The organism is Kineococcus arenarius subsp. arenarius, assembly GCF_050871845.1.
In the GTDB taxonomy this organism is placed as follows: domain Bacteria; phylum Actinomycetota; class Actinomycetes; order Actinomycetales; family Kineococcaceae; genus Kineococcus.
Window position 1 is genome coordinate 1 of the sequence record NZ_JBJLSE010000042.1, and the last position, 24,789, is coordinate 24,789.

Here is a 24,789-nt window from a genome sequence, read left to right on the forward strand (position 1 = left end):
GTGATCTTGCACGGGTGAACCCTCAACCGTGCAAGATCACGGCGAGGGGGGCGGAGGGGGAAGGGTTGACCGTGCGGGGCACGGCTACGTAGCGTCATCCTTGGTAAACGCATTCCAACGGAGGAGGCACCGTGGGACGACGTCGTCCTACCCCTGAGGCCGCCCGCAGGGCGACCCGCGCGGCGGCGACCGCGCTCACCGCGTCCGGCCTGGCGGCCGCGCTGCTCGCCGCGCCCACCGCGGCCACTGCCGGGAACCGGCCCGACCCGCTCCTGGAGGACCTCGACCGCGGGGTCGTGGCCGTGCCCACCGACGGCGGGTACCTCGTCAGCTGGCGCCTGCTGGCCGGCGACCGGCCCGGCACCGGGTTCGAGGTGCGCCGCGACGGGCGGGTCGTCGCCACGCTCGACGGGGACGACGCCACGAACGTCGTCGACCCCGGCGGGCGCGCCGGCGCCCGCTACCAGGTCGTGCCGCTGCGCGACGGCCACCGCGCGGGGGAGGCCGACAGCGGCACCGCGTGGAGCGCCGCGTCCCTGGACGTCCCCCTGGACCGGCCCGCCGGCGGCACCACGCCCGCCGGGGAGGCGTACACCTACAGCGCCAACGACGTCTCCGTCGGCGACCTCGACGGCGACGGGGACTACGAGCTCGTCCTGAAGTGGTACCCCTCCAACGCCAAGGACAACTCCCAGGACGGCTACACCGGCAACGTCCTGATCGACGCGTACACGCTGCAGGGGGAGAAGCTGTGGCGCATCGACCTGGGCCGCAACGTGCGCGCCGGGGCGCACTACACGCAGGTCGCCGTGCAGGACTTCGACGGCGACGGGCGTTCCGAGGTCGCGCTGAAGACCGCCGACGGCACCGTCGACGGGCGCGGCCGGGTCATCGGCGACCCGGGCGCCGACCACCGCGACGGCGTCGGGCGCGTCCTGTCCGGGCCGGAGTTCCTGTCCGTGTTCGACGGCCGCAGCGGCAGGGAGATCGACACCGTCGCGTACGTGCCCGCCCGCCACCCCGACACCGACGACCCCACGCCGCAGCAGATGAAGGAGCTGTGGGGCGACGACTACGGCAACCGCATCGACCGGTTCCTCGGCGGCACCGCCTCCTTCGACGGCCGCAGCCACAGCATCGTCATGGCCCGGGGCTACTACACCCGCGCCGTCGTCGCCGCCTGGGACCTGCGCGGCGGCCGGCTGCACCAGCGCTGGGTGTTCGACACCGAGGACCCGGCCCTCGGCCCCGAGTGGGAGGGGCAGGGCAACCACCAGTTCTCCGTCGCCGACGTCGACGCCGACGGGCGCGACGAGGTCGTCTACGGCTCCATCGCGATCGACGACGACGGCACCGGGCTGTGGAACGCCGGCCTCGGCCACGGCGACGCCCTGCACGTCGGCGACCTGGACCCGGCCCGGCCCGGTCTGGAGCGCTTCGGCGTGCACGAGTGCATGACGTGCAGCGGCGGCGTGGGTGCCTCCATGCTCGACGCGGCCACCGGCGAGGTGCTGTGGACCACCCCGGCCGACGCGGACAACGGCCGCGGGCTGTCCGCCGACGTGGACCCGTCCTCGCCCGGGTCGGAGTCGTGGTCCTCGCGCTCGCCCGGGCTGTACGCCGCCGACGGCGAGAAGCTCACCGACGCGAAGCCCGCCTCGATCAACCACGCCGTCTGGTGGGACGGGGACCGCCAGCGCGAACTGCTCGACGGCACCACGATCTCGGAGTGGGACCCGGCCACCGGGACCACGGTGCCGCTGCTGGCCGCCGAGGGCGTCGTCTCGAACAACGGCACGAAGGCGAACCCCTCGATCTCCGGCGACCTGCTCGGCGACTGGCGCGAGGAGGTCGTGCTGCCCACGGCCGACGGTTCCGCGCTGCGGGTGCTCACCACGACGTTCCCCACCGAGGAGCGGATCACCACGCTCGTGCACGACCGCACGTACCGGGCGCAGCTCGCCTCGCAGAACAGCGGCTACAACCAGCCCCCGCACACCGGGACCTCCCTGGGGTGAGGCGGCTCCCGCCAGGGGCGGGGTCGGACGGGGACCTCCCCGCCCGGCCCCGCCCCTCGCGCGTGGGGACGCCTCGAGGTGCCCGGGGACCGGTCCGCGACAGACAGGTTGCATGAGGCAAGCAACGGGGGGTACCTTGTTTGAGGACCTCAAGCATCGAGAGGTCCCGACCGTCATCCCCCGAAGGTTCGCCGTGGCCGCGCCCCGCGCGCGTCGAGGCAGGAGAACGCATGAGCGCCAGTCCCGCGGCGGTGCCGCCGCACCGCACCCCCCACCAGGCGGCGCCGAACGGGCACGGCCCGGACGGGCCCATGTCGCACCGGCAGATCATGGAGGCCCTCTCGGGCCTGCTGCTGGGCATGTTCGTGGCGATCCTGTCCTCGACGGTCGTCTCCAACGCGCTGCCCACGATCGTCAGCGACCTGGACGGCACCGAGTCCGGGTACACGTGGGTCGTCACCGCGACGCTGCTGGCCACGACGATCTCCACGCCCATCTGGGGCAAGCTCTCGGACCTGTTCTCCAAGAAGGTCCTGATCCAGCTCGCGCTGGTCGTCTTCGTGATCGCCTCGGCCGTGGCCGGCCTGAGCCAGAGCATGGGCATGCTGATCGCGATGCGTGCCGTGCAGGGCCTGGGCGCCGGCGGCCTGACCGCGCTGGCGCAGGTGATCATGGCCACGATGATCAGCCCGCGCGAGCGCGGCCGGTACTCCGGCTACCTCGGCGCCGTCTTCGCCCTCGGCACCGTCACCGGCCCGCTCATCGGCGGGGTGCTCACCCAGCACCTGTCGTGGCACTGGTGCTTCTACGTCGGCGTGCCGTTCGCGATCGCCGCGATCGTCGTCCTGCAGAAGACCCTGCACCTGCCGGTGGTCAAGCGCGAGGGCGTGCGCATCGACTACCTGGGCGCCGTGCTGCTGGCCGCGGGCGTCTCCTCCCTGCTCGTGTGGGTGTCCCTGGCCGGGCAGCAGTTCGACTGGGGTTCCTGGCAGACCGTCGCGATGGTCGGCGGCGGCCTGGTGCTGCTGGCCCTGACCGTGCTCGTCGAGTCCCGCGCCGCCGAGCCGATCATCCCGCTGCGCTTCTTCCGCAACCCCACCGTGGTGCTGTCCGCGCTTGCCAGCCTCTTCGTCGGCGTGGCGATGTTCGGCGGGACGGTGTTCCTCAGCCAGTACTTCCAGCTCGCCCGTGGTGAGACCCCGACGATGTCCGGCCTTCTCACGCTGCCGATGATCATCGGGCTGTTCCTGTCGTCGACGATCGCCGGCCAGTTCATCACCCGCACCGGCCGCTGGAAGGGCTGGATCGTCGCCGGCGGCGTCTCGCTGACCGCCGGCCTGGGCCTGATGGGCACCGTCGAGTTCGACACGAACTACTGGGTCGTCGCGGTCTGGATGCTCCTCGTCGGCGTGGGCGTCGGCGCGATGATGCAGAACCTCGTGCTCGCCGTGCAGAACATCGTCGCCCCGCAGGACCTCGGCTCGGCCAGCTCCTTCGTCGCCTTCTCCCGCACGCTCGGCGGCGCCATCGGCGTCTCCGCGCTGGGTGCCGTGCTCGCCCACCGCGTGACCGGCCACCTGGCCGACGGTCTGCGCGCCGCGGGCATCGACCCGGCCGCGGCCGGCGGCAGCGGCGAGGGCGTGCCCGACCTCTCGGCGATCCCCCAGCCGGTGCGCGGCATCGTGCAGGCCGCCTACGGCTCCTCCGTCGCGGACGTGTTCCTGGTCGCCGCGCCCTTCGCGCTGATCGCGCTGGTCGTCAGCTTCTTCTTCAAGGAGGTCGCCCTGCGCGGGCAGCGCTCCACCCCCGACCCCGTGCAGACCGCCGCGGACGCGGAGCCCCCCGCGGCGCAGCAGGACCAGCGGTGGTCCGTGCCCGCCGAGCAGCGCGACGGCACGGCCGCAGGGGTGGCCGACGGCACGGTCGACGGCACGCCCGTCCCGCCGTCCGCCGCTCCGGCCCCGCGGGCGCAGCTGAGCGGCCCGGCCGTGACCGGCACGGTCCGCCAGCACGGCGGGCGACCGCTGACCGACGCGGTCATCACCCTGGCCGACCAGACCGGCCAGCAGGTCGCCCGCACCCGCACCGACGAGGAGGGCCGCTACGAGCTGCGCGCGGCCACCGGGGGCACATACCTGCTCATCGTGGCCGCCGCCCACCTCTCGCCCTCGGCGACGCTGGTCCCCGTCGCCGACCGCCCCGTGACCCGCGACGTGGTCCTGAGCGGGCGCTCGGTGATCACCGGGCGCGTGCTGGCCCACGACCCCGCCTCCGGCCAGGACCGCGGCGTGGGCGCGGCGCTGGTGACGCTGACCGACGTCACCGGGCAGGTCGTCGGCTCCGCCCGCAGCGGCGCCGACGGCGGCTACGCCTTCGAGTCCCTCACGGGTGGCGCCTACGTCCTCACCGCCCAGGCCGAGACGCGCCGGCCCCTGGCCCGCGCCGTCGACGTGCCCGACGCGGGGGCGCTGGCCTGCGACCTGCTGCTGTCCGGCGGCGGGCGCCTGACCGGCACCGTCGTGGCGGCCGGCGACGGCCGGCGGCTGCGCGACGCCACCGTCACCCTGGTGGACGCCGACGGCGGCGTGGTGGCCGTGGCGAGCACCGACGACAGCGGCGAGTACGGCTTCGAGGACCTCGCGGCCGGGCACTACACGCTCACCGCCGCCGGTTACGCCCCCGTGGCCACCGGTGTCGACGTCGCCGAGGACGAGGTCCGCGCGGTGCGGGTCGTCCTCGGGGGCGAGCAGGACGGCGGCGCCGTGCGCGCCGCGCCCGCCGCACCGGGGGAGCAGCGCTGATGTTCGGACGACGACGGCGCGCCCACCCGGGTGCGCACCGCGCGCAGGAACCGCGCCCCGCGGTCCCGCCCACCGCGCCGGCGCCCGCTCCGGTCCCCCCCGCCGCACCGGCGGCCGCCCCGGCCGCGGCGGCGGGGCGCGTGACGGGCACCGGGCGGGTGCTGACCCGGGAGGGCTGGCCCGTGCCCGGAGCCGCGATCACCCTGCTGGGCGCCGACGGCGCCCAGAGCGCGCGCACCGTGACCGGTGCCGACGGCACCTTCACCCTGCCCCCCGCACCCCCCGGGGCGGCCACCCTGCTGATCGCCGCCCCGGCCCACGAGCCGCGCGCCAGCGCCGTCGTGGTGCCCGCCGAGGGCACCTGGCACACCGGCGAGGTGCGCCTGCGCCGCACCGGCAGCCAGGACGACGTGCCCCCGCCCGGGGTGTGGGTCGTCGACACCGCCCACTCGTCCATCACCGCCACCGCCCACCACCTGGGCATCTCCGCGGTCCACGGGCGCTTCACCCGCTTCACCGGCACCATCACCGTGCCCCCCGGCGACGTCAGCGCCTCCAGCGTGGACGTGAGCATCGAGGCGGACTCCATCGACACCGGCAACGCCCAGCGCGACGAGCACCTGCGCTCGGCGGACTTCCTGGACGTCGCCCGATTCCCGCAGGTGCGTTTCCGCGCCGCCGGCGTGCAGCGCACGAGCGCGGGGCGCTGGGTGCTGCCCGGGCAGCTGACGCTGCTGGAGACCACCCGCCCGGTGCAGCTGGAGATGACCTTCACCGGGTCCGGCCCGGACCCCTGGGGCGGCACCCGCGCGGCGTTCACCGCCGGCACCGAACTGCACCGCGAGGACTTCGCGATGAACTGGAACCAGGCCGTGGGCATCGGCGTGGCCGTCTTCGGCACCACCTTGAAGGTCGCCATCGACGTCCAGGCCGTCCTGCAGCAGGACTGATCAGCGGCACAGCAGCCGACGACGCCCCACCACCGGGTGGCGGGGCGCGTCACCGGAGGGACGGGCACGTGCGTCAGGACCGGGGTGCGGTCGGGGTGGAGAGCATCCCCAGGGAGGTGCTCGCCGCCCTGGAGGAGGAGATGGCCGTGCGGTCGCAGCTGCGCCGGGCCCGCACCCGCGAACTCGCGCACCTGCTGCACCCCCGGCTCGACCCCACGGCCGTGCCGTTGATCGGCGTGCTCGGCACCTCCGGTGCGCTGCGCCCCTCGGACCTGGTGCGCGTCCTGCACCTCGACGCCTCCACCGTCAGCCGCCAGATCGCGGCCGTCGAACGGCTGGGCCTGGTCACCCGCGTCCCCGACCCCACGGACGCGCGCGCCCGCCTGGTCGACCTGACCGCCCAGGCGCGCGAGCAGTTCACCGCGTACCTCGACGAGCGGCTCGACGACTGGGAGCACGCGTTCCGCGGGTGGTCCACCGACGACGTCCAGCAGCTCACCCGGTTGCTGCGCCGCCTGCGCGAAGGACGCTGACGGGGTCCCGAGCCAGCGCCGCACCAGTGCGACCCGCGGGTCGTGCGCCGCCCACCCGGCCTCAGCGCAGGTCGCGACAGAAGCAGGTCAACCAACGTGTCCCTCCTGGCCCAGATCCCCGCCCTCAGCGCCGCCGCGCCCAGCGCCGCCCCGGCCGTGCTGCCGCAGTGGCTCGAACCCTCCTCGCTGCTGGCCGCCCTCGGCGGGTGGGCGTTGTGGGGCGCCGCCGCCGTCGTCTTCGCCGAGTGCGGGCTCCTCGTCGATTTCCTCCTGCCCGGTGACTCGCTGCTGTTCACCCTCGGCCTCTTCCAGCACCAGCACCTCGTCCCCCAGCCGCTGTGGCTGGTGTGCACGGTGCTGTCCGCGGCGGCCTGGGCCGGCAACGTGTGCGGGTACGAGATCGGGCGCAGGGCCGGGCCTGCGATCCTCCAGCGCCCGGGTTCCCGGCTCCTGAAACCGCAGCACGTCGAGAGGACCCGGCGCTTCTTCGCCGACCACGGGCCGCGGGCCGTCGTCCTGGCCCGCTTCGTGCCGGTCGTGCGGACCTTCATCACCGTGGCCGCCGGGGCGGGGCGCATGCCGCGCCGCACCTTCTTCGCGTACTCGGGCATCGGGGCCGTCGGGTGGGCTGCCGGGATCACGCTGCTCGGCCACGCCCTGGGTGGCGTCCCGCTCGTCCGGGACAACGTCGAACTCGGCCTGGGGCTGCTCGTCGTCCTCGTGCTGGTTCCCGTCGGTGTCGCCCGCCTGCGCCGGCGGGTCGCGGTCAGCCGTCGCCGGTGACGGGCACCATCGCCGAGCGGTTCCTGTCCCAGATGCGCGGGTGGCGCGCGGCGTACCGGGTCGCGAGCGTCTCGCGGACCTGCTCGAACGTGAGACCGGGTTCCGCCAGTCGGTGCTCGCCGCGCTCCTCGAAGCGGTCCTCCTCGAAGCAGTAGGCGACCTGGTCCAGGGCGTTCATCTGCCGGATGGTGATCAGCTCGTCGATCAGGACGTCGGCGGGGCGCTCCTCGTGCGGGTGCAGCGACCGGGCCGCGACCAGGAACTCCTCACCGCGCGCGGTGTCCGTGAAGGTGAGGTCGACGCCGCCGCCGCGCCCGTCGTCGCTGGCCAGCCCGAAGCTCTGCCCGTGGCGCAGCAGGTCGCACGACCAGGCGAACCCGTCGCCCGAGGGCTGTTCCCGGTAGCCGCTGACGCTGTAGCGCTGGTGGGGGTGGCTCGTCGGCAGGGGCACGGGTGGTCTCCTCGCACGGGGGAGCGGACGCAGGCATCGTCGTCCAGGTCCCCGCGCCCCGCCACCCGCACGTCCCGGGGGTGCGGCGGGCGGGAAGCGGTGGCGGCCCCGCGCGGTTGGGGAAGGCGTGCGCGACGTCCGGGTGAGCCCAGCGGTGACGGTGCCGGCCGCCGAGCTCACCGAGCGGTTCTCCCGCGCCGGCGGGCCCGGCGGGCAGGGCGTCAACACCACCGACTCGCGCGTGGAGCTGTCGTTCGACCTGGCCGGCTCCGGGGCGTTCCCCGAGCACCTGCGCCGGCGCGCCCTGGACCGGCTGTCCTCGCGCCTGACCGGTGGCGTCCTCACGGTCGTGGCCAGCGAGCACCGCTCGCAGCTGCGCAACCGCGAAGCCGCCCTGGAACGCCTGCGCGAGCTGCTGCGCGACGCGACCGCCCCCGCGCCGCCGCAGCGGCGCGCCACCCGGCCCACCCGCGGTTCGCAGCGCCGCCGCCTGGACGGCAAGCGGCGACGCGGCGACGTCAAGCGCCTGCGCCGCAGCACCGACGACTGACCCCGCCGCGCACCGGTGATTCCCGGCGCCGCGCGTGGTCCACTCCCCGAGGGGTGCCCGACGGCGGGCGCCCGACGACGCAGGAGGACGCGGTGCACGAGCTCGTGGTGGTGGAGAACGTCTCGCTGGACGGGGTCGCCCAGGGGCCCGGCAGGCCCGACGAGGACACCCGCGGGGGTTTCGGCCTGGGCGGGTGGGCGACCAGGCTGCTGGCCGAGGACCCCGAGGCGGTGCGGGCGGCGATGGGCGGCCGGGGCGCGACGACGGCGATGCTGTTCGGCCGGCGCACCTACCACGACCTCGTCGGGCACTGGCTGGGCACCGACGAGCCGAACCCGTTCACCGACGTGCTGCGCCGCACGCCGAAGTTCGTGGCCTCCCGCTCCGCCGACCCCGACGGCGGCCTGCCGTGGCCGGCGTCCACCCTGCTGACCGGCGAGGCCGTCCGGACCGTCGCGGCGCTGAAGGAGCGCGGGAACGGCGAGCTCGTCGTCCTCGGCAGCCTCGCCCTCGTGCGCGACCTCACCGCCGCCGGGCTCGTCGACCGGTTCGTCCTCACCACGCTGCCCGTGGTGCTGGGCCGCGGCACCCGGCTGTTCGAGGGCACCGCGCTGGACCTGGACGTCGACTCCAGCACGACCACGGCCGCCGGGACCGTGGTGGCGACCTACCGGGTGCGGCGCACCGGCTGACCGCCGCCCGCGGGTTCAGGCGTACTCGGGCCCGCCGGTGATCCCGAAGAACTCCTCCAGGGTCGCCACCCCCCGGTGCGCGACCTGCTCCACCAGTTCCCGGCCCACCCACCGGTAGTGCCACGGTTCGTGGGCGTACCCCGTGACCTCGGTGTACCCGGCGGGGTAGCGCAGCAGGAACCCGAAGAGACCGGCGCGCTCCGCGAGCCACCGCCCCTCGGGGGTGCCCTCGAAGCAGCTGCCCAGCCCGCACCCCGGTTCGCTGCCGCTGCCGAAGTCGACGGCGAGGCCGGTCTGGTGCTCGCTGTGGCCGGGGCGCGCGGACACGCTCTCCGCGACGGCGAGCCCGTCGCGCCGCACGGCCCGTTCGTGCACCGCGCGCTGGTGCTCGCGCGAGCGGTACCCGCTGGTGATCCGCAGGTCCACGCCGTCGGCGCGCGCGGCGGCCAGCAGCGCGGTGAGGTCGGGGGCGGCGACGGCCCCGACCTCCTCGCCCCCGACCGTCACCAGCTCGGCGGGGGCGTAGTCGGCCGGGTCGATCGGGTGCTTCTTGTTGACCACCACCCACGGGCTGGCCGCGTCGGTGGTCGACGGTGCCGCGGGGGCGGCCGTCCCCGCGGGGGCGGGTTCCGCGGACGCGGCGGGGGGTGCCGCGTCCGGGGAGCCGGCCGGTCCCGCCCCCGCGGCGGCCCGGTCGCCGCTCGAGCGCGACCACCCGATCCCCGCACCGGTGCCGGTGCCGGCCACCACGACACCGGCCAGCAGGGTGCGGCGGGCCACCACGGCGCGGTGGCTGTAGCGGCGTCGTCCGTCGGGCAGCCGGTCGGCGGCGAAGGGCGAGGGCACGTCGGTCCTCCAGCGGGTCCGGGTGGTTCCGTGCGCGCTGACTCCGGAGATCATGCCGAGCCCGGGCCGAGGGGGCCAGACGGCGCGCCGGGCCCGCGACCGTCGGACCAGAGCACCGTCACTGCGCCAGGTGCCGGCGGGCGGCGTCGGTGATCGCGGTCGCGACGCGGTCCAGCGAGGGGGAGCGCAGCTTCCACTGCTGCCAGTGCAGGGTGACGTCGACCGCGCCGGCCGGGTCGATCTCCACCAGGTCCCCGTCGGTCCCGCCGGGGCGGCACTGCAGCTCGGGCACCATGCCCCACCCCAGCCCCAGGCGGACAGCGGTCAGGAAGTCCGCCGAGGAGGGCACGTGGTGCACCGGTACCTGCGGCAGCGCCCGCTCCGGGTCGGGCAGGCGCTGCCGCAGGTAGCGGTGCTGCAGGTCGTCCTCGCGGTCGAAGGCCACCACGGGAGCGCGCGCCAGGGCCTCGGCGGTGGGACCGTCGGGGAACCACTGGCGGGCGCGGGCGGCGGCCGCCACGGGGCGGTAGCGCATGGCGCCCAGGCGAGCGACCGAGCACCCGGCCACGGGGTCCGGTTCGGTGGTGATGGCGGCCACCACGGCGCCCGAGCGCAGCAGCTCGGCGGTGCGCCCCTCGTCGTCGCGGTGGATGTCGAAGCACACCGCGCCGGCCAGCGGGGCCAGCGCGGGCAGCACCCAGGTGGCCAGGGAGTCGGCGTTGACCGCCACGGGCAGCGCCTGCACGCCCCCGGTCCCCGGCTCACCGGCGTCCAGCTCGGCCAGGGTGTCGCCGGCCAGCAGCTCGACCTGGCGGGCCAGGCGCAGCAGGACCTCGCCGGACGCGGTGGGCCGCACCGGCTTGCTGCGCACCAGGAGCACCCGGCCGGTGGTCACCTCCAGGGCCCGCAGCCGCTGGCTGACCGCCGAGGGCGTCACGTGCAGGGCCCGGGCGGCGGCCTCGAAGGTGCCCTCGGAGACCGCGGCGCTCAGGGCGCGCAGCTGCCCGAGGTCCAGGTCCACGAACAGCGATGCTAATGGTGCTGCAGGAACGTGAGCTTCTCTTCCGGCGGCGCGGTGCCTACCGTCGCCGGGTGCTCACCGGTCTCCTCGCCGCCGCGTCCGGTCTCGCCCTGGGCCTGTCCCTGATCGTGGCGATCGGCTCGCAGAACGCCTTCGTGCTGCGCCAGGGCCTGCGCGGGCAGCGCGTCGGCGCGGTGGTGGCCGTGTGCGTGCTCTCCGACGTCGTGCTCATCGCCGCCGGGGTGGCCGGGGCCGGCGCCGTCGTCCAGGACCACCCCGGGCTGCTGACCGCGGTGCGCGTCGCCGGTGCCGCCTTCCTGACCGCGTACGGCCTGGCGGCCGCCCGCCGCGCGCTGCACCCCGGGGCGCTGGACCCCCGGGAGGCAGCGGCACCCGCCACCCTGGCGGCCACGGTCGGCACGGCGCTGGCGCTGACCTGGCTGAACCCGCACGTCTACCTCGACACCGTGGTCCTGCTCGGCTCGATCGCCCAGGGCCACCCGGGGCGGCAGTGGTGGTTCGCCGCCGGTGCCGCCGCCGGCAGCGCCGTGTGGTTCACCGTCCTGGGCTTCGGCGCGGCACTGCTGCGGCCCCTGTTCGCCCGGCCCCGCGCCTGGCGGGTGCTCGACGCGCTGATCGCAGTGGTCATGTTCTGCCTGGCCGCCTCGCTGCTCCTCGCCGCCTCGCCGCGCGGGGGGTGAGCGGCGCCGGGCGCGTCAGCCCACCGCGCCCACGTAGGCGGCGAGGTGCTCACCGGTGAGGGTGGAGCGCGCGGCGACGAGGTCGGCGGGGGTGCCCTCGAAGACGACGCGGCCGCCGTCGTGGCCGGCGCCGGGACCGAGGTCGATGACCCAGTCGGCGTGCGCCACGACCGCCTGGTGGTGCTCGACGACGACGACCGACGTGCCGGAGTCGACGAGCCGGTCCAGCAGGCCCAGCAGCTGCTCCACGTCGGCGAGGTGCAGGCCCGCCGTCGGCTCGTCCAGCACGTAGACGCCACCGGGTTCGGCGGTGTGCACGGCCAGCTTCAGCCGCTGCCGCTCGCCCCCGGACAGCGTGGTGAGCGGCTGGCCCAGCGTGAGGTACCCCAGCCCCACGTCCGCGAGCCGGGCGAGGACCCGGTGCGCGGCCGGCGTGCGGGCCTCGCCGGACCCGAAGAACTCCAGGGCCTCGCTGACCGGCATCGCGAGGACCTCGCTGATGTCCTTGCCGCCCAGGCGGTGCTCCAGCACCGCCGCCTGGAACCGCCTGCCCTCGCACTCGTCGCAGGTGGTGGCGACCCCGGCCACCACCACCAGGTCGGTGTACACGACGCCGGCGCCACCGCAGGTGGGGCAGGCGCCCTCGGAGTTGGAGCTGAACAACGCCGGTTTCACGCCGTTCGCCTTCGCGAACGCCTTGCGGACCGGCTCCAGCAGGCCCGTGTACGTGGCCGGGTTGCTGCGCCGGGAACCGCGGATCCCGCCCTGGTCGATGGAGACCACGCCCGCCCCCGCGGGCAGGGACCCGTGCACCAGGGAGCTCTTGCCGGAACCCGCGACGCCGGTGACGGCGACGAGCACCCCCAGCGGGACGTCGACGTCGACGTCGCGCAGGTTGTGCGTGCTCGCGCCGCGGACCCGCAGCGCACCGGTGGGGGTGCGCACCGAGCCCTTGAGGGCGGCGCGGTCGTCGACGTGGCGGCCGGTGGTGGTGCCGCTGGCCCGCAACCCCTCCACGGTCCCCTCGAAGCAGACGGTGCCGCCCGCCGTCCCGGCGCCGGGGCCGAGGTCCACGACGTGGTCGGCGATCGCGATCACCTCGGGTTTGTGCTCGACCACGAGCACCGTGTTCCCCTTGTCCCGCAGGCGCAGCAGCAGCGCGTTCATCCGCTGGACGTCGTGCGGGTGCAGCCCCGTGGTGGGTTCGTCGAAGACGTACGTGACGTCGGTGAGCGCCGAGCCGAGGTGGCGGATCATCTTGACGCGCTGCGCCTCACCGCCCGACAGCGTCCCCGACGGCCTCTCCAGCGACAGGTAACCCAGCCCGATCCCCGTGAAGGAGTCCAGGGTGTGCTGCAGCGAGGCCAGCAGCGGCGCCACGGAGGCGTCGTCCAGGGCGCGGACCCACTCGGCCAGGTCGCTGATCTGCATCGCGCAGGCGTCCGCGATGCTGATCCCGGCGACCTTCGACGAGCGGGCGCCCTCGTTCAGGCGGGTCCCGGCGCACTCGGGGCAGGTCGTGAAGGTCACCGCCCGCTCCACGAAGGCCCGCACGTGCGGCTGCAGCGAGTCGACGTCCTTGGACAGCATCGACTTGCGGATCTTCGGGATCAGCCCCTCGTAGGTGATGTTGATGCCGTCCACCTTGATCTTGGTGGGTTCCTTGTGGAGGAGGTCGTGCAGCTCCCGCTCGGTGTACTCGCGGATCGGCTTGCCGGGGTCGAGGAACCCGCAGCCGCTGTAGATGCGCCCGTACCAGCCGTCGGCGCTGTACCCGGGGATCGTGAACGGCCCGTCGTCCAGCGACTTGGTGTCGTCGTAGAGCTGGGTCACGTCGATGTCGGTGACGCTGCCGGTGCCCTCGCAGCGCGGGCACATGCCGCCCGTGATCGTGAAGTCGCGCCGTTCCTTCACGGTCGTGCCGCCGCGCTCGAACGTCACCGCACCCGCCCCGCTGATCGAGGCGACGTTGAAGGAGAACGCCTTGGCCGAGCCGATGCGCGGGCGCCCCAGCCGGCTGAACAGGATGCGCAGCAGCGCGTTCGCGTCGGTGGCGGTGCCGACCGTGGACCGTGGGTCGGCGCCCAGCCGCCGCTGGTCCACCACGATCGCCGTCGTCAGCCCCTCCAGCACGTCCACGTCGGGCCGCGCCAGCGTCGGCATGAAGCCCTGCACGAACGTGCTGTACGTCTCGTTGATCAGCCGCTGCGACTCCGCCGCGATCGTGGCGAACACCAGGGAGCTCTTGCCCGAGCCCGAGACGCCGGTGAACACCGTCAGCCGGCGCTTGGGGATCTCGATGCTGACGTCCCGGAGGTTGTTCTCCCGCGCGCCGAGCACGCGGATCCAGTCGTGGGTGTCCGCGGGGTGTGACGCGGGCGCCGGTGCGCTCGTGCTCTCGACCGTGCTCCGGGCCGTGCTCATCGCGTCTCCGATCCGCCGGCCGGTGCGGGCCGGCCGGCTCCTGGGGCGTCGGCGGGGCTGTCCGCACCACCCTGCCGCGCGCACGGCCGCGGGGGAAGGGGCACGCGCCCCCGCCCCCGCCGGGAGCGTGTGCCATCGTGACGGCCGTGTCAGCAGCGATCCGCCCCCGCTCGGCGCGCAGGGGTCCCCTCCGGCGCGGACGCGGCGGCGCGGGGGTGCGCGGGCCCGGGCGGGCGGTGGTGCTGGGGTTCGCGGCCGCGGCGCTGGTGGGCACCGGGCTGCTGTCCCTGCCCTGGGCGACGGCGACGGGGCAGCGGGCCCCGCTGAGCGACGCCCTGTTCACCGCGGTCTCGGCGGTGTGCGTCACCGGCCTGGCCACCGTGGACACCGGCACCTACTGGTCCGGCTTCGGGCAGGTCGTCGTCGTGCTGCTCATCCAGTCCGGTGGCCTGGGTTTCATGACGCTGGCCAGCCTGCTGGCGCTGCTGCTCTCGCACCGGCTCGGGTTGCGGGCGCGCCTGCTCGCGCAGGCGGAGACGAAGACCCTCTCGGCCGGCGACGTGCGCCGCGTCATCGCCCGCATCGTCGCCTTCAGCCTCGTCAGCGAAGCCGTCCTGGCCGTCGTGCTGACCGCCCGCTTCGCCACCGCCCACGGCTTCCCGCTGCCCCGGGCGGCCTGGTACGGCGTCTTCCACGCCGTCTCCGCGTTCAACAACGCCGGTTTCGGCCTGCACCCCGACAGCCTGGTGCGCTACGCCTCCGACGCCCTCGTCTGCCTGCCGATCGCCGCCGCCGTCGTCCTCGGCGGGCTGGGTTTCCCCGTGGTCTTCGAACTGGCCCGCTCCTGGCGGCGCCCGCGCAGCTGGTCGGTGCTGACCCGCATCACCGTGCTGCTCACCGTGGTCCTGCTCGTGCTGGGCACCGCCGCGTACGCGCTGCTGGAGCGCACCAACCCCGCCACGCTGGGGGGCCGGGACCCCGGCACCACCGTGCTCAGCGCGTTCTTCGCCTCGGCCATGGCGCGCACCGCCGGCTTCAACAGCCTCGACATCGCCGCCCTGCGCCCCGAGACGCTGTTCGCCACCGACGTCCTGATGTTCATCGGCGGCGGCAGCGCCGGTACCGCCGGCGGCATCAAGGTCACCACCTTCGGGTTGCTGGCCTACGTGCTGTGGGCCGAGGTGCGCGGCGACACCGACGTCGAGGTCGGCCGGCGCCGCGTGCCGGCCACCAACCAGCGCCAGGCGCTGGCCGTCGCGCTGCTCGGGGTGGGCCTGGTGACCACCTCGACGCTGGCCCTGCTGGTGCTGTCCGAGGAGGAGTTCTACCGGGTCCTCTTCGAGGCGGTCTCGGCGTTCGCGACCGTCGGGCTGTCCACGGGCATCACCGCGGGCCTGCCCGAGCCGGCGCGCCTCGTGCTCGTGGCGTTGATGTTCCTGGGCAGGGTGGGCCCGCTGTCGCTGGCGTCCGCGCTCGCGCTGCGCGAACGTGGCCGCCGGCACCAGCTCCCCGAGGAGAGGACGATCGTTGGCTAGGAACGAACCCGTCGCCGTCATCGGCCTGGGCCGCTTCGGCCGGGCGCTGGCGCTGGAACTGGCGCGCGGCGGCACCGAGGTGCTCGGCGTGGACGTCGACCCGCGCCTGGTGCAGTCGCTGGCCGGGCAGCTCGAGCAGGTCGTCGTCGCCGACGCCTCCGACGTCGAGGCCCTGCGCGAGATCGGCATCGCCGGGTTCACCCGGGCCGTCGTGGCCATCGGCAGCGACGTGCAGGACAGCATCCTCACCACCTCGCTCCTGTCGGACCTGGAGGTGGACGACATCTGGGCCAAGGCGGTCAGCGACCAGCAGGCCCGCATCCTGCGCCGGGTGGGGGCCCACCACGTCGTCCTGCCCGAGCACGACATGGGCGAGCGGGTGGCGCACCTGGTCTCCGGGCGCGCGCTGGACTACCTGGAGGTCGACGAGGACTGGGTGCTGGCCAAGACCCGGCCGCCGCAGCACCTCGTCGGCGTGCCGCTGGGCCGGTCCGGTCTGCGCAGCAGGCGCGGGGTCACCGTGGTCTCGGTCAAACCCGCGCACGAGCAGCGCTACCGCCACGCCGACACCGCCACCGTGCTGGCGTACGGCGACGAGATCCTCGTCGCGGGTGCGCCGGCCGACGTGGAGCGCTTCATCGACGAGATCTGACGCGCCCCGCGGGGGGACCGGCGCCCTGACGGCCACCGGCGGGGGCCGGGTCCCGCGTCTGGTTGACTCTCGGGGTGCCGATCGCCGAGTCCCTGCTGCTCCTGGTCGCCGGGGCCGGTGCAGGGCTGGTGGGTTCCACCGCGGGTCTGGCGTCGCTGGTGTCGTACCCGGCGCTGCTGCTGACGGGCCTGTCGCCGATCACCGCGAACGTCACGAACACCGTCGCGCTGTTCGGCACCACCGTCGGGGCCACGGTCGGCGCCCGCCCGGAACTGCGCGGGCAGGGCCGGCGCACCGCGGGCCTGCTGCCGGTGATGGCGGCCGGCGGCGCCACCGGGTGCCTGCTGCTGCTGGGCCTGCCGGCGGACTCCTTCGAGCGGGTCGTGCCCTTCCTCGTGGCGCTCGCCTCCGTCCTGCTGCTGCTGCAGCCGCGCGTGCAGCGGTTGCGGCCCGGGCGCCTCTCGCCGCGCAACCCGCTGGCGCTGCTGGCGCTGTTCGCGGTGGGCGTCTACGGCGGGTACTTCGGCGCCGCGGCGGGCGTGGTGCTGCTGGCGCTCGTGGAGGTGCTGTACGCGCAGAGCCTGGCGCGCAACAACGCCCTGAAGAACGTGCTCGTGGGCGGGGCGAACGTGGTCGCCGCGGTGGGTTTCGCCCTGTTCGCGGACGTCGCCTGGGCCGCGGCGCTGGCCCTGGGGGCCGGCTGCGTGCTCGGCGGCCGCCTCGGCCCCGTCGTGGTGCGCCACCTGGACCCGCGGGTGCTGCGCCTCGTCATCGCCCTGGCGGGTTTCGCGCTCGCCGTGCGGTTGTGGTTCGGCGCGTGACTCGCCCGGTGATCCGGCCGGGGGCGCGCCCCCGGCCGGGTCGTGCGCGTCAGGCGGTGGTGCGCCCGTCCAGGAACGGGTAGTCGGTGTACCCCGTGGCCCCGGCCGCGTAGAACGTCGCCGGGTTCGGCTCGTTCTCCGGGTGGCCACCGGCCCAGCGCTCCACCAGGTCCGGGTTCGCGATGACCATGCGGCCCACCGCGACCGAGTCGGCGACGCCGTCGGCGATCAGGTCCACGGCGTCCTGGCGGGTGGTGACCACGCCGAAACCGCTGTTCGCCATCAGGTGGCCCTCGAACCGCTTGCGCAGGCCCTGCACCAGATCCCCGGCGGGGTCGGGGTGCAGGACGCTGAGGTACGCCAGGCCGAGCGGGCGCAGGCCCTCCACGAGCGCCTGGTACGTGGCCTCCACGTCCGCGGGGTCCTGCTCCCACGCGTCCTGGATGTTGTGGGCGGGGGAGATGCGGATGCCCACGCGCCCGGCGCCGACCGCCTCGGCCACGGCGGTGGCGACCTCGATGCTCAGCCGGGCGCGGTTCTCCGGGGAGCCGCCGTGCTCGTCGTCGCGGTGGTTCGCACCCGGTGCGAGGAACTCGTGCAGCAGGTAGCCGTTGGCGCTGTGCACCTCCACCCCGTCCAGGCCGGCGTCCACCGCGCGCCGCGCCGCAGCCACGAAGTCGTCGACGACACCGCGGACCTCGTCGCGGGTCAGGGCGTGCGGCACCGGGTACGGCGCCTTGGTGCCGTCCGGCAGGTGCGCCTCGCCCTGGATGGCGATCGCGCTCGGGGCCACGATCCGGTCGGTCCCGGTGATGGCGGTGTGCGAGACGCGCCCGCCGTGCATCAGCTGCATGAACAGGCGCCCGCCGCGTGCGTGCACGGCCTCCGCCACGCGCTCCCAGCCGGCGGCGTGCGCGTCGGTGACGATGCCCGGCTGCCCCGCGTACGCGCGCGACTCCGCGGTCGGGTAGGTGCCCTCGGTGACGATCAGCCCGGTGCTCGCGCGCTGCGCGTAGTGCTCCGCGATCAGCGCGTTCGGCGTGCCGTCGGCCTCCGCGCGCATGCGCGTCAGCGGCGCCATGACGAGGCGGTTGGGCAGCTGCAGGTCGCCCAGGGTCACGGGCGAGAACAGGTCCACGGGGTCGGTGTCCTTCCGTCGAGGTGCGGCGGGGGTGCCCGCCGCTCACCGGTGCCAACCCGGCCGTCGTGAGCACCCTTCCCGGCGCCACCCGGGCGGCGCTCCACCGGCGCCGGGCTCGTAGAGTCGACGACCGTGTCCTCGACCCTCGTCGCCGTCGTCTGCGGCCTGGCCGCGGTGATGGGCGGCTGGGCGGCCCTGACCGCCGCCCGCGACCGCCGCGTCGGCCGGGCCCACCTGGCCGGGCTGGCCGTGGTGGAGCTGGCCGTCCTCGTCCTCGTCGCCGCCGGGGTCGCCGCCCTCGTGCGCGGCCCGCGCCCCGTCGAGCTGGCCACCTCCGTCGCCTACCTCGTCGTCGCACCCCTGGTGCTGCCCGCCGGCGCGTTCTGGTCGCTGGCCGACCGCTCCCGCGCCAGCGTCCTGGTCCTCCTCGTGGCGTGCCTGGCCGTCGTCGTCATCGCCTACCGCGCGTTCCTGCTGTTCCAGGTGACCCGGTGAGCGGCCCCGCGCGCGGCACCGCCACCGGGCTGGGCCGCGTCCTCGTCGCCCTGTACGCCGTCTTCGCCGTCGCCGCCGTCTCGCGCGCGGGCGTGCAGATCGCCACCCGCTTCGGCGAGGCGCCGCTGGCGTACGCGCTGTCCGCGCTCGCCGGTCTCGTCTACGTCGTCGCCACCCTCGGCCTGGCCCGCACCGGGCCGCGCTGGCGGCGCACCGCCCGCATCGCGTGCACCGTGGAGCTGCTCGGCGTCCTGGCCGTCGGGACCCTCAGCCTCGCCGACGCGGCCGCGTTCCCCGACGACACCGTCTGGTCCGCCTACGGGCGCGGCTACCTGTTCATCCCCCTGGTGCTGCCCGTGCTCGGGCTGGTCTACCTGCGCTCGGAGTCGCAGCACGGGTCGCAGCACGGGTCGCAGCACGGGTCGCAGCGCACCCCCCGGCCGTGAGCACCCCCGCAGCGGCGCCCCCCCGGCGCACCGGTGCCCTGCTGCTCGTCGCGCTCCTGCTCGCGGCGGCCTCCATGCGCTCGCCCCTGACGGGCGTGGGCCCGGTGCTGGGCGCGGTGTCCGCCGACACCGGCCTGGGCGCCGCCGCCGCCGGCCTGCTGACGTCCCTGCCGCTGGTCGCGTTCGCCGTGGTCTCCGGGGTCGTGCCGCGCGTGGCGGGCCGCCTGGGCGTGCAGCCCACCGTCGTGGCCGCCCTGGTGGTGCTCGTGGCGGGGGCGGCGCTGCGCTGGGTGCCCGGCACCGCGCCGCTGTTCGCCGGCACGGCCCTGATCGGCGTGGCCATCGCCGTCACCAACGTCCTGCTGCCCGTGGTGGTGCGCACCGCCTTCGCCACCCGCCTCGCCCTGGTCACCAGCGGCTACCTCGTCGTGATGCAGCTGGCCGGTGGTGCGGCGTCCGGCACGGCGGTGCCGCTGAGCACGCACCTGCCCGGGGGGTGGCGCACCGCCCTGGCCGTGTGGGCGCTGCCGGCGCTGGCCGCGGCCGTGCTGTGGGCGCCGCTGCTGCGCGCCGTGCGGGGCGGGCCCGCCGGCGCGCGCCGGGCGCCGGTGCCGTGGCGCTCCCCGCTGGCGTGGGCGGTGACCGCCCACATGGGCGCGCAGTCCCTCGTCTTCTACTGCCTGCTGACGTGGCTGCCCACCCTGCTGCGCGAGCGCGCCGGGCTGGACCCGGTGGCGGCCGGCTGGCAGCTCACGCTCCTGCAGGCCGCCGGGGTGACCGCGAGCTTCCTCGTCCCGGCGCTGACCCGCGGCCCGGCGGCCACCCGCCGCACGATGGTGGGTGCCGCGCTGGTGGAGCTCGCCGGCACCGCCCTGCTGCTGGCCGCCACGGGCCCGGGCGCGGCCGTCCCGGCCACCGCGGGGGTCGCCCTGGTCGGCCTGGGCGGGGGGGCGGCGCTGGTGCTGGCGCTCGCGGCGACCGCCTCGCGCGCCGCCGACGCGGCCGGGGCGGTCGCCCTGTCCGGCATGGCGCAGTCCGTCGGCTACCTGGTGGCCGCGGCGGGGCCGGTGCTGGCGGGCGCCCTGCACGCGGCCACCGGGTCGTGGGTCGCGCCGCTGGTGCTCGTCGCCGTGGCCGCGACCACCCAGGCGGCGGCGGCGCGGCGGGCCGGCGCCGACGAGGTGGTGCGCACCGCGGGCTGAGCCTCACGTGGTGGCGAGCTCGAACCACACCTTCTTGCCCAGGGGGCCCTCGTCGAGCTCGGTGCCCCAGCGGCTGGAGAGCAGTTCCACCATGGCCATGCCGCGCCCGCTCTCGGCGTCGGCGCGCTGGGCGCCGATGAGGGGCATGCCGCCGCCCTCGTCGGAGACCTCCAGGCGCAGCGAGGCGCCGGCGCGGACCAGCGCCACGCGCACCATGCCCGAGCCGTGCACGACGGCGTTGGTGACGACCTCGCTGGACAGCAGCAGCAGCGCGTCCACGGTGTCCTCGGAGACCTCCGAGGCCTTCACCCACGGTGCGCACCACTCCGTGATGAGCCAGCGGGCCACGCCCACGGAGCGCGGGGAGGGCGGGAGGACAACGAGGAACACCGCCCCTCGACCTCCCGCTGCCCTCGGGCGCCGCGGCGGGTCCGCGACGCGTGGTCCGTCACGCGCGTGATCCGTGTGAGCACAGTCATCGCCGCGTGACTGACAGTCAATCACCCGATCGGCCGGTTGTCCCCGCGCACCCCACCCTGGAGCCGGCGAGTCACACCGGCAGGTCCACCCCCGCGACCTCCAGGACCGTCAGGACGGCCAGCACGGCGCAGACCACGCCGCCCACCCGGCTCACCGTCGCCACGCTCAGCCGGCGCATCAGGGTCGCGCCGGCCGCCGCGGCCAGGGCCGAGACCACCAGCAGCGCCGCCCACGCACCCGCGAACACCGAGAGCGGGTCCTCGTACCGGGCCGCCAGGCCCGCGGTGAACAGCTGCGACAGGTCCCCCCACTCGGCCAGGAACACCACTCCGAAGCACGTCAGCACCGCCCGCAGGCCCCGCGCGCCGCCGCGCACCTTGCGCTCGTACTCGTGCAGCGCCTCCTCCTCGGCGGCCCGCGCCCTCGCCGCACCGCGGAACAGGGTCACCGCGCCCACGGCGAACAGCAGCGCCGCCACGGCCGCCACCGGGCGGTCCGGCAGCTGCGCCAGCAACCGGCCCGCGACCACGGCGATGCCGGTCTGCACCGCGAACGCCAGCGCCACGCCCGCCCACGCGGTCAGCGGGCGGAAGCGGGTGGCCAGCACGAGGGTCGCCACGAACGTCTTGTCGGGCAGCTCCAGCAGCAGCACGGGCAGGAAGCTGGCCAGGACGACGGCGGCATCCACGGTGGGCGGTTCCTCTCCGGCGCCGCGCGCCGCGGCGGGAGCCCGGCACGCACGCGCCACGGGCACCCCGGCGCGCGCCGGCGGTGCGTGGGCGTGAACGGTGCCGAAGGTCTCGCCCACCCGCGCTGCGGGCCCACCGGCCGGGCCCGGGGGCCAGCGTGTCGACCGGTGACGTGCGGGCTACTCCCCCTCGTCGCGACCATTCCAGCACACCCGCCGCGGCCGGGGGAAATCCTCCGCCGGCGACCGTCCCGTCCCCCGGGGCTCCGGTGGGAAACGTTGCGCTGCAACGACTCGGAGGGTTCCGGTTCTTCGGGTCGCTGCCCGTGCGGGCCACGGCCCACCGGCCGGTGCGGCTCCCGCCCGCCCGGCTCGACGGTTCGGGGGGGCGAAACCCCGGCGCCCGGCGGCCCTGCCACGCTGTGCCGGTGCTGCAACCCCCCACCCCGCGCCCGGGCGGCCGCGCGTGAGCGCCGAGACCCTCGCCGCGCTCGGCCCGGCCACCCTGGCCCTGCTCGTCCTGGCCGCCTTCGCCGCCGGGTGGATCGACGCCGTCGTGGGCGGCGGGGGCCTGGTGCAGCTGCCCGCGCTGCTGCTCGTGCCCGGCATGGACCCCGTGCAGGCCCTGGCCACCAACAAGCTCGCCGGGGCGATGGGCACCGGCACCAGCGCCGCCACCTACTACCGCCGCGTGCACCCGCCCCTGCGCACCGCGGTGCCCACCGCCGTCGTCGCCGCGCTCGGCGCCGCCGGCGGGGCGCTGTGCGCGGCGGCCGTGCCCGACGGCGTCCTCACCCCCGTCATCCTCGTCGCCCTCGTCCTGGTGGCGGTGTACACGCTGCTCAAACCCGACCTGGGCGGCGCCACCGCGCTGCGCTTCAGCGGGCACCGGCACACCGTGGTGGCCGCCCTCACCGGTGCCGTCATCGGGTTCTACGACGGCATCGCCGGCCCCGGCACCGGCGCCTTCCTCGTCTTCGCCCTCGTCGGCCTGCTCGGCTACGCGTTCCTGCAGGCCAGCGCCACCGCCAAGATCGTCAACCTCGCCACCAACGTGGGGGCGCTGGTCGTCTTCGCCGCCCACGGCGCCGTGCTGTGGCGGCTCGGGCTGCTCATGGGCGCCGCGAACCTCCTGGGCGGCTACCTGGGGGCCCGCACCGCCGTCGCCGCGGGCAGCCGGTTCGTGCGCGTGGTCTTCCTCGCCGTCGTCGCCGTCCTCGTCGTGCGCCTCGGCGGGCAGGTCCTGACCGGCTGAGCCCGCGCGTCCCCCCGCGCCCGCCCGGCTCACCTACCCTGGACGTCGGCCGGGACCGCCCCGCCGGGACCGGCGATCGGGGTGACGCGGTGGGCGCTGTGCCGCCGAGGGACGACGAGGAGCTGCGGCTCACCGTCGAGCACGAGTCCGAGCGGCTGCGCTGGCAGCTGGCGATCTCCGCCGGCGGCGTGGGCGGCTTCGACTGGGACCTCCTCAGCGGGCGCCTCACCTGGGACGACCGCCTGGTGGAGCTGTTCGGCTACGACCGCGCCGGCTTCCGCGGGTCCATCGAGGCGTTCGAGGAGCGCCTGCACCCCGACGACCTGCCGCGCGTGCGCCAGGCGCTCGCCGAGTGCGCCGGGACGTGCGGGGACTTCGAGGCGGAGTACCGCGTGGTGCGCCCCGACGGCGGCACGCGCTGGGTGCAGGCCCGCGGGCGCGCGCTCAGCGACGAGTCCGGCCGCGCGGTGCGCATCCTCGGCGCCGCCTACGACACCACCGATGCCCACGACGCCGGCGCCCGCACCGCCCGGGTGCTGGAGACCATGTCGGCGGCCTTCTTCTCCCTCGACGCCGAGTGGCGCTTCAGCTACGTCAACGCCGAGGCGGAGCGCCTGCTGGGCCGCTCCCGCGAGGAGCTGCTCGGCGGGGTGGTGTGGGAGCTGTTCCCCGACGCGGTCGGCGCCCTGTTCGAGCAGGAGTACCGCCGCGCGGTGGCCACCGGCGAGCCGGGGTCGTTCGAGGCGTACTACCCGCCGCCGCTGGACGCCTGGTACGAGGTCCGCGCCTGGCCGTCGCCCGACGGGCTGTCCGTGTACTTCCTGGACATCACCGCCCGCCGCCGCGCGCAGCAGGAGGTGGAGGCGGCGCGGCAGGAGGCCGAGGCGGCCCGGGCGCGCGCCGAGGAGGCCGCCGACCGGCTGCGCCTGCTCGTGCGCGTGGGGGAGGACCTGTCCGCCACCCTCGACACCGAGGAGGCCGTCGGCCGCCTCGCCCAGCACCTCGTGCCCGCCCTGGCCGACTGGTGCCTGGTGACCCTCGTCGACGAGCAGGGCGTCCTGCGCGACATCGGTTCCTGGCACGCGCGCGAGGAGCTGCGGCCCCTGGTCGAGGAGTACCGCCGCACCCGGCTGCGCGCGCTGAGCCCCGACGCCCCCGTGTACCGCGCGCTGCGCACCGGCCGGCCCGTCACGGTCGAGCGCTCCGGCACCGCCGTCCTGCTGGACGTGCTGGCCCCGGGCCCGGCGCAGGACGTCGTGCGCCGGCTGGCGCCGGAGTCGTTCGCGATGCTGCCGCTGCGGGCGCGCGGGCGCACCGTCGGGCTGGTCAGCGCCTTCCGCGGCGCCGGGCGCACCCCCATCCCGCCGCAGGACCTGCTGACCGCCGTGGAGGTCGCCGACCGCGCCGGGCTCGCCCTGGACAACGCCCGCCTGTACACCCAGCAGCACCGCATGGCGGAGGGGCTGCAGCGCAGCCTGCTGACGGCACCGGTGGAACCGGACCACGTGCAGGTCGCCGTGCGCTACCAGCCCGCCGCGGCCGCCGCCCAGGTCGGCGGGGACTGGTACGACGCGTTCCTCACCCCCGACGGGGCGACGGTCCTCGTCATCGGCGACGTCATGGGCCACGACATCGAGGCCGCGGCCGCGATGAGCCAGGTGCGCAGCCTGCTGCGCGGCATCGCGTACTCCAGCGGCACCGGCCCGGCCACGGTCCTGACCAGCCTGGACGCCACCATGCTGGGCCTGGCCGTGGACACCACCGCCACCGCCCTCGTGGCCCGCCTGGAGCAGGTCCTCGACGAGCGCGACCGGGACGTGACCCGGCTGCGCTGGTCCAGCGCCGGGCACCTGCCGCCGGTGCTGCTGGCCCCCGACGGCACGGTCAGCGCCCTGGCGGCGCACCCCGCGCAGCTGCTGCTGGGCGTGGACCCCACCACCCGGCGCTCCGACGCGGCCATCACCGTGGACCGCGGCTCGACGCTGCTGCTGTACACCGACGGCCTCGTGGAGCGCCGCGGCACGTCCCTGGAGGACGGGCTCACGCACCTGCAGGACGCGGTCGCGGAGCTGGGGCACCTGGAGCTGGAGGCGCTGTGCGACGAGCTGCTGGCCCGGCTGGTGCCCGCCGGGCACGACGACGACGTGGCGCTCGTCGCGGTGCGCCTGCACCCGCTGGACCGTCCGCGGCCCGCCGAGGCCGGGCCGAACCGCGTGCCGCCGCACCCGCCCACCCCAGTCACACGGGGCTGATCCCGACGGTTCCGGCACCCCACCGTGGCGGTTCCGGCACGGTGCGTGCAGC

Annotated in this window: 23 protein-coding genes; 16 read left to right on the top strand and 7 right to left on the bottom strand. The window is 75.8% G+C overall.

Annotated features, from left to right (window positions below; all coding sequences use genetic code 11):
* The first annotated feature begins 131 nt into the window (after positions 1–131).
* From ACRYM0_RS11715 to ACRYM0_RS11735, 5 genes are all read left to right on the top strand, one after another.
* On the top strand, positions 132–2,018 hold the full coding sequence (locus tag ACRYM0_RS11715; protein ID WP_432505239.1) for a rhamnogalacturonan lyase: 1,887 nt from the start codon (positions 132–134) through the stop codon (positions 2,016–2,018).
* A 311-nt stretch (positions 2,019–2,329) separates the two neighbouring features.
* Positions 2,330–4,819, top strand: coding sequence for an MFS transporter (locus ACRYM0_RS11720; protein WP_459115318.1), 2,490 nt, complete (start codon positions 2,330–2,332; stop codon positions 4,817–4,819).
* Positions 4,819–5,769, top strand: a complete 951-nt coding sequence (locus ACRYM0_RS11725; protein WP_432505243.1) for a YceI family protein — start codon at positions 4,819–4,821, stop codon at positions 5,767–5,769. The genes ACRYM0_RS11720 and ACRYM0_RS11725 overlap by 1 nt, the downstream gene beginning before the upstream one ends.
* Positions 5,770–5,864: 95 nt before the next feature.
* Positions 5,865–6,302, top strand: a complete 438-nt coding sequence (locus ACRYM0_RS11730) for a MarR family winged helix-turn-helix transcriptional regulator (protein ID WP_432505245.1) — start codon at positions 5,865–5,867, stop codon at positions 6,300–6,302.
* A gap of 96 nt (positions 6,303–6,398) precedes the next feature.
* Positions 6,399–7,085: a DedA family protein gene (locus ACRYM0_RS11735; RefSeq protein WP_432505246.1), complete on the top strand. Its 687-nt coding sequence runs from the start codon at positions 6,399–6,401 to the stop codon at positions 7,083–7,085.
* Here ACRYM0_RS11735 and ACRYM0_RS11740 read toward each other — a convergent pair.
* On the bottom strand, positions 7,069–7,536 hold the full coding sequence (locus ACRYM0_RS11740; RefSeq protein ID WP_432505248.1) for a hypothetical protein: 468 nt from the start codon (positions 7,534–7,536) through the stop codon (positions 7,069–7,071). The genes ACRYM0_RS11735 and ACRYM0_RS11740 overlap by 17 nt on opposite strands.
* A 142-nt stretch (positions 7,537–7,678) precedes the next feature.
* Between ACRYM0_RS11740 and arfB the strand changes: the two genes are divergently transcribed.
* Positions 7,679–8,086: an alternative ribosome rescue aminoacyl-tRNA hydrolase ArfB gene (gene arfB / locus ACRYM0_RS11745; protein ID WP_432505250.1), complete on the top strand. Its 408-nt coding sequence runs from the start codon at positions 7,679–7,681 to the stop codon at positions 8,084–8,086.
* Positions 8,087–8,178: 92 nt separating this feature from the next.
* Positions 8,179–8,778 (top strand): dihydrofolate reductase family protein, encoded by a 600-nt coding sequence (locus tag ACRYM0_RS11750; RefSeq protein WP_432505252.1) that lies wholly within the window; start codon positions 8,179–8,181, stop codon positions 8,776–8,778.
* A 15-nt stretch (positions 8,779–8,793) separates the two neighbouring features.
* Here the strand turns inward: ACRYM0_RS11750 and ACRYM0_RS11755 are convergent, their stop codons facing one another.
* Together ACRYM0_RS11755 and ACRYM0_RS11760 are read right to left on the bottom strand one after the other, a co-directional pair.
* Positions 8,794–9,624: a M15 family metallopeptidase gene (locus ACRYM0_RS11755; protein WP_432505254.1), complete on the bottom strand. Its 831-nt coding sequence runs from the start codon at positions 9,622–9,624 to the stop codon at positions 8,794–8,796.
* 118 nt (positions 9,625–9,742) lie between these two features.
* A complete protein-coding gene (locus ACRYM0_RS11760; RefSeq protein ID WP_432505256.1) occupies positions 9,743–10,645 on the bottom strand; it encodes a LysR family transcriptional regulator ArgP in 903 nt (300 codons plus the stop codon).
* Between the two features lie 71 nt (positions 10,646–10,716).
* Between ACRYM0_RS11760 and ACRYM0_RS11765 the strand changes: the two genes are divergently transcribed.
* The gene (locus tag ACRYM0_RS11765) at positions 10,717–11,346 is read left to right on the top strand and encodes a LysE/ArgO family amino acid transporter (RefSeq protein ID WP_432505258.1); all 630 of its coding nucleotides are present in this window, start codon (positions 10,717–10,719) and stop codon (positions 11,344–11,346) included.
* 15 nt (positions 11,347–11,361) lie between these two features.
* Here the strand turns inward: ACRYM0_RS11765 and ACRYM0_RS11770 are convergent, their stop codons facing one another.
* Entirely contained in the window at positions 11,362–13,770 is a 2,409-nt protein-coding gene (locus ACRYM0_RS11770) for an ATP-binding cassette domain-containing protein (RefSeq protein ID WP_432505260.1), read from the bottom strand.
* A 215-nt stretch (positions 13,771–13,985) separates the two neighbouring features.
* Between ACRYM0_RS11770 and ACRYM0_RS11775 the strand changes: the two genes are divergently transcribed.
* From ACRYM0_RS11775 to ACRYM0_RS11785, 3 genes are all read left to right on the top strand, one after another.
* The gene (locus tag ACRYM0_RS11775) at positions 13,986–15,305 is read left to right on the top strand and encodes a TrkH family potassium uptake protein (RefSeq protein WP_432505262.1); all 1,320 of its coding nucleotides are present in this window, start codon (positions 13,986–13,988) and stop codon (positions 15,303–15,305) included.
* A complete protein-coding gene (locus tag ACRYM0_RS11780) occupies positions 15,298–15,957 on the top strand; it encodes a potassium channel family protein (RefSeq protein ID WP_432505264.1) in 660 nt (219 codons plus the stop codon). Before ACRYM0_RS11775 ends, ACRYM0_RS11780 begins: the two co-directional genes overlap by 8 nt.
* 74 nt (positions 15,958–16,031) lie before the next feature.
* A complete protein-coding gene (locus tag ACRYM0_RS11785; RefSeq protein ID WP_432505266.1) occupies positions 16,032–16,778 on the top strand; it encodes a sulfite exporter TauE/SafE family protein in 747 nt (248 codons plus the stop codon).
* A gap of 49 nt (positions 16,779–16,827) precedes the next feature.
* Here ACRYM0_RS11785 and ACRYM0_RS11790 read toward each other — a convergent pair whose 3' ends face one another.
* Positions 16,828–17,916 carry an alkene reductase gene (locus tag ACRYM0_RS11790; protein WP_432505268.1) on the bottom strand — a complete coding sequence of 363 codons (1,089 nt, stop codon included), beginning with the start codon at positions 17,914–17,916 and terminating at the stop codon, positions 16,828–16,830.
* Positions 17,917–18,051: 135 nt separating this feature from the next.
* Here ACRYM0_RS11790 and ACRYM0_RS11795 point away from each other — a divergent pair, with 135 nt between their 5' ends.
* The 3 genes from ACRYM0_RS11795 to ACRYM0_RS11805 are packed head-to-tail and all read left to right on the top strand — an operon-like array spanning position 18,052 to position 20,062.
* A complete protein-coding gene (locus ACRYM0_RS11795; protein WP_432505270.1) occupies positions 18,052–18,414 on the top strand; it encodes a hypothetical protein in 363 nt (120 codons plus the stop codon).
* Positions 18,411–18,860, top strand: a complete 450-nt coding sequence (locus ACRYM0_RS11800; protein WP_432505272.1) for a hypothetical protein — start codon at positions 18,411–18,413, stop codon at positions 18,858–18,860. Before ACRYM0_RS11795 ends, ACRYM0_RS11800 begins: the two co-directional genes overlap by 4 nt.
* On the top strand, positions 18,857–20,062 hold the full coding sequence (locus ACRYM0_RS11805; protein ID WP_432505273.1) for an MFS transporter: 1,206 nt from the start codon (positions 18,857–18,859) through the stop codon (positions 20,060–20,062). Before ACRYM0_RS11800 ends, ACRYM0_RS11805 begins: the two co-directional genes overlap by 4 nt.
* A 3-nt stretch (positions 20,063–20,065) precedes the next feature.
* Here the strand turns inward: ACRYM0_RS11805 and ACRYM0_RS11810 are convergent, their stop codons facing one another.
* Both ACRYM0_RS11810 and ACRYM0_RS11815 read right to left on the bottom strand, forming a co-directional pair.
* On the bottom strand, positions 20,066–20,452 hold the full coding sequence (locus ACRYM0_RS11810; RefSeq protein WP_432505274.1) for an ATP-binding protein: 387 nt from the start codon (positions 20,450–20,452) through the stop codon (positions 20,066–20,068).
* Between the two features lie 160 nt (positions 20,453–20,612).
* Positions 20,613–21,230, bottom strand: coding sequence for a TMEM165/GDT1 family protein (locus tag ACRYM0_RS11815; protein ID WP_432505276.1), 618 nt, complete (start codon positions 21,228–21,230; stop codon positions 20,613–20,615).
* 466 nt (positions 21,231–21,696) lie between these two features.
* On the opposite strand from ACRYM0_RS11815, the gene ACRYM0_RS11820 reads away from it, so the two are divergent.
* Together ACRYM0_RS11820 and ACRYM0_RS11825 are read left to right on the top strand one after the other, a co-directional pair.
* Positions 21,697–22,485: a sulfite exporter TauE/SafE family protein gene (locus ACRYM0_RS11820; protein ID WP_432505278.1), complete on the top strand. Its 789-nt coding sequence runs from the start codon at positions 21,697–21,699 to the stop codon at positions 22,483–22,485.
* 98 nt (positions 22,486–22,583) lie between these two features.
* Positions 22,584–24,737: a SpoIIE family protein phosphatase gene (locus ACRYM0_RS11825; protein ID WP_432505279.1), complete on the top strand. Its 2,154-nt coding sequence runs from the start codon at positions 22,584–22,586 to the stop codon at positions 24,735–24,737.
* Positions 24,738–24,789 lie beyond the last annotated feature (52 nt).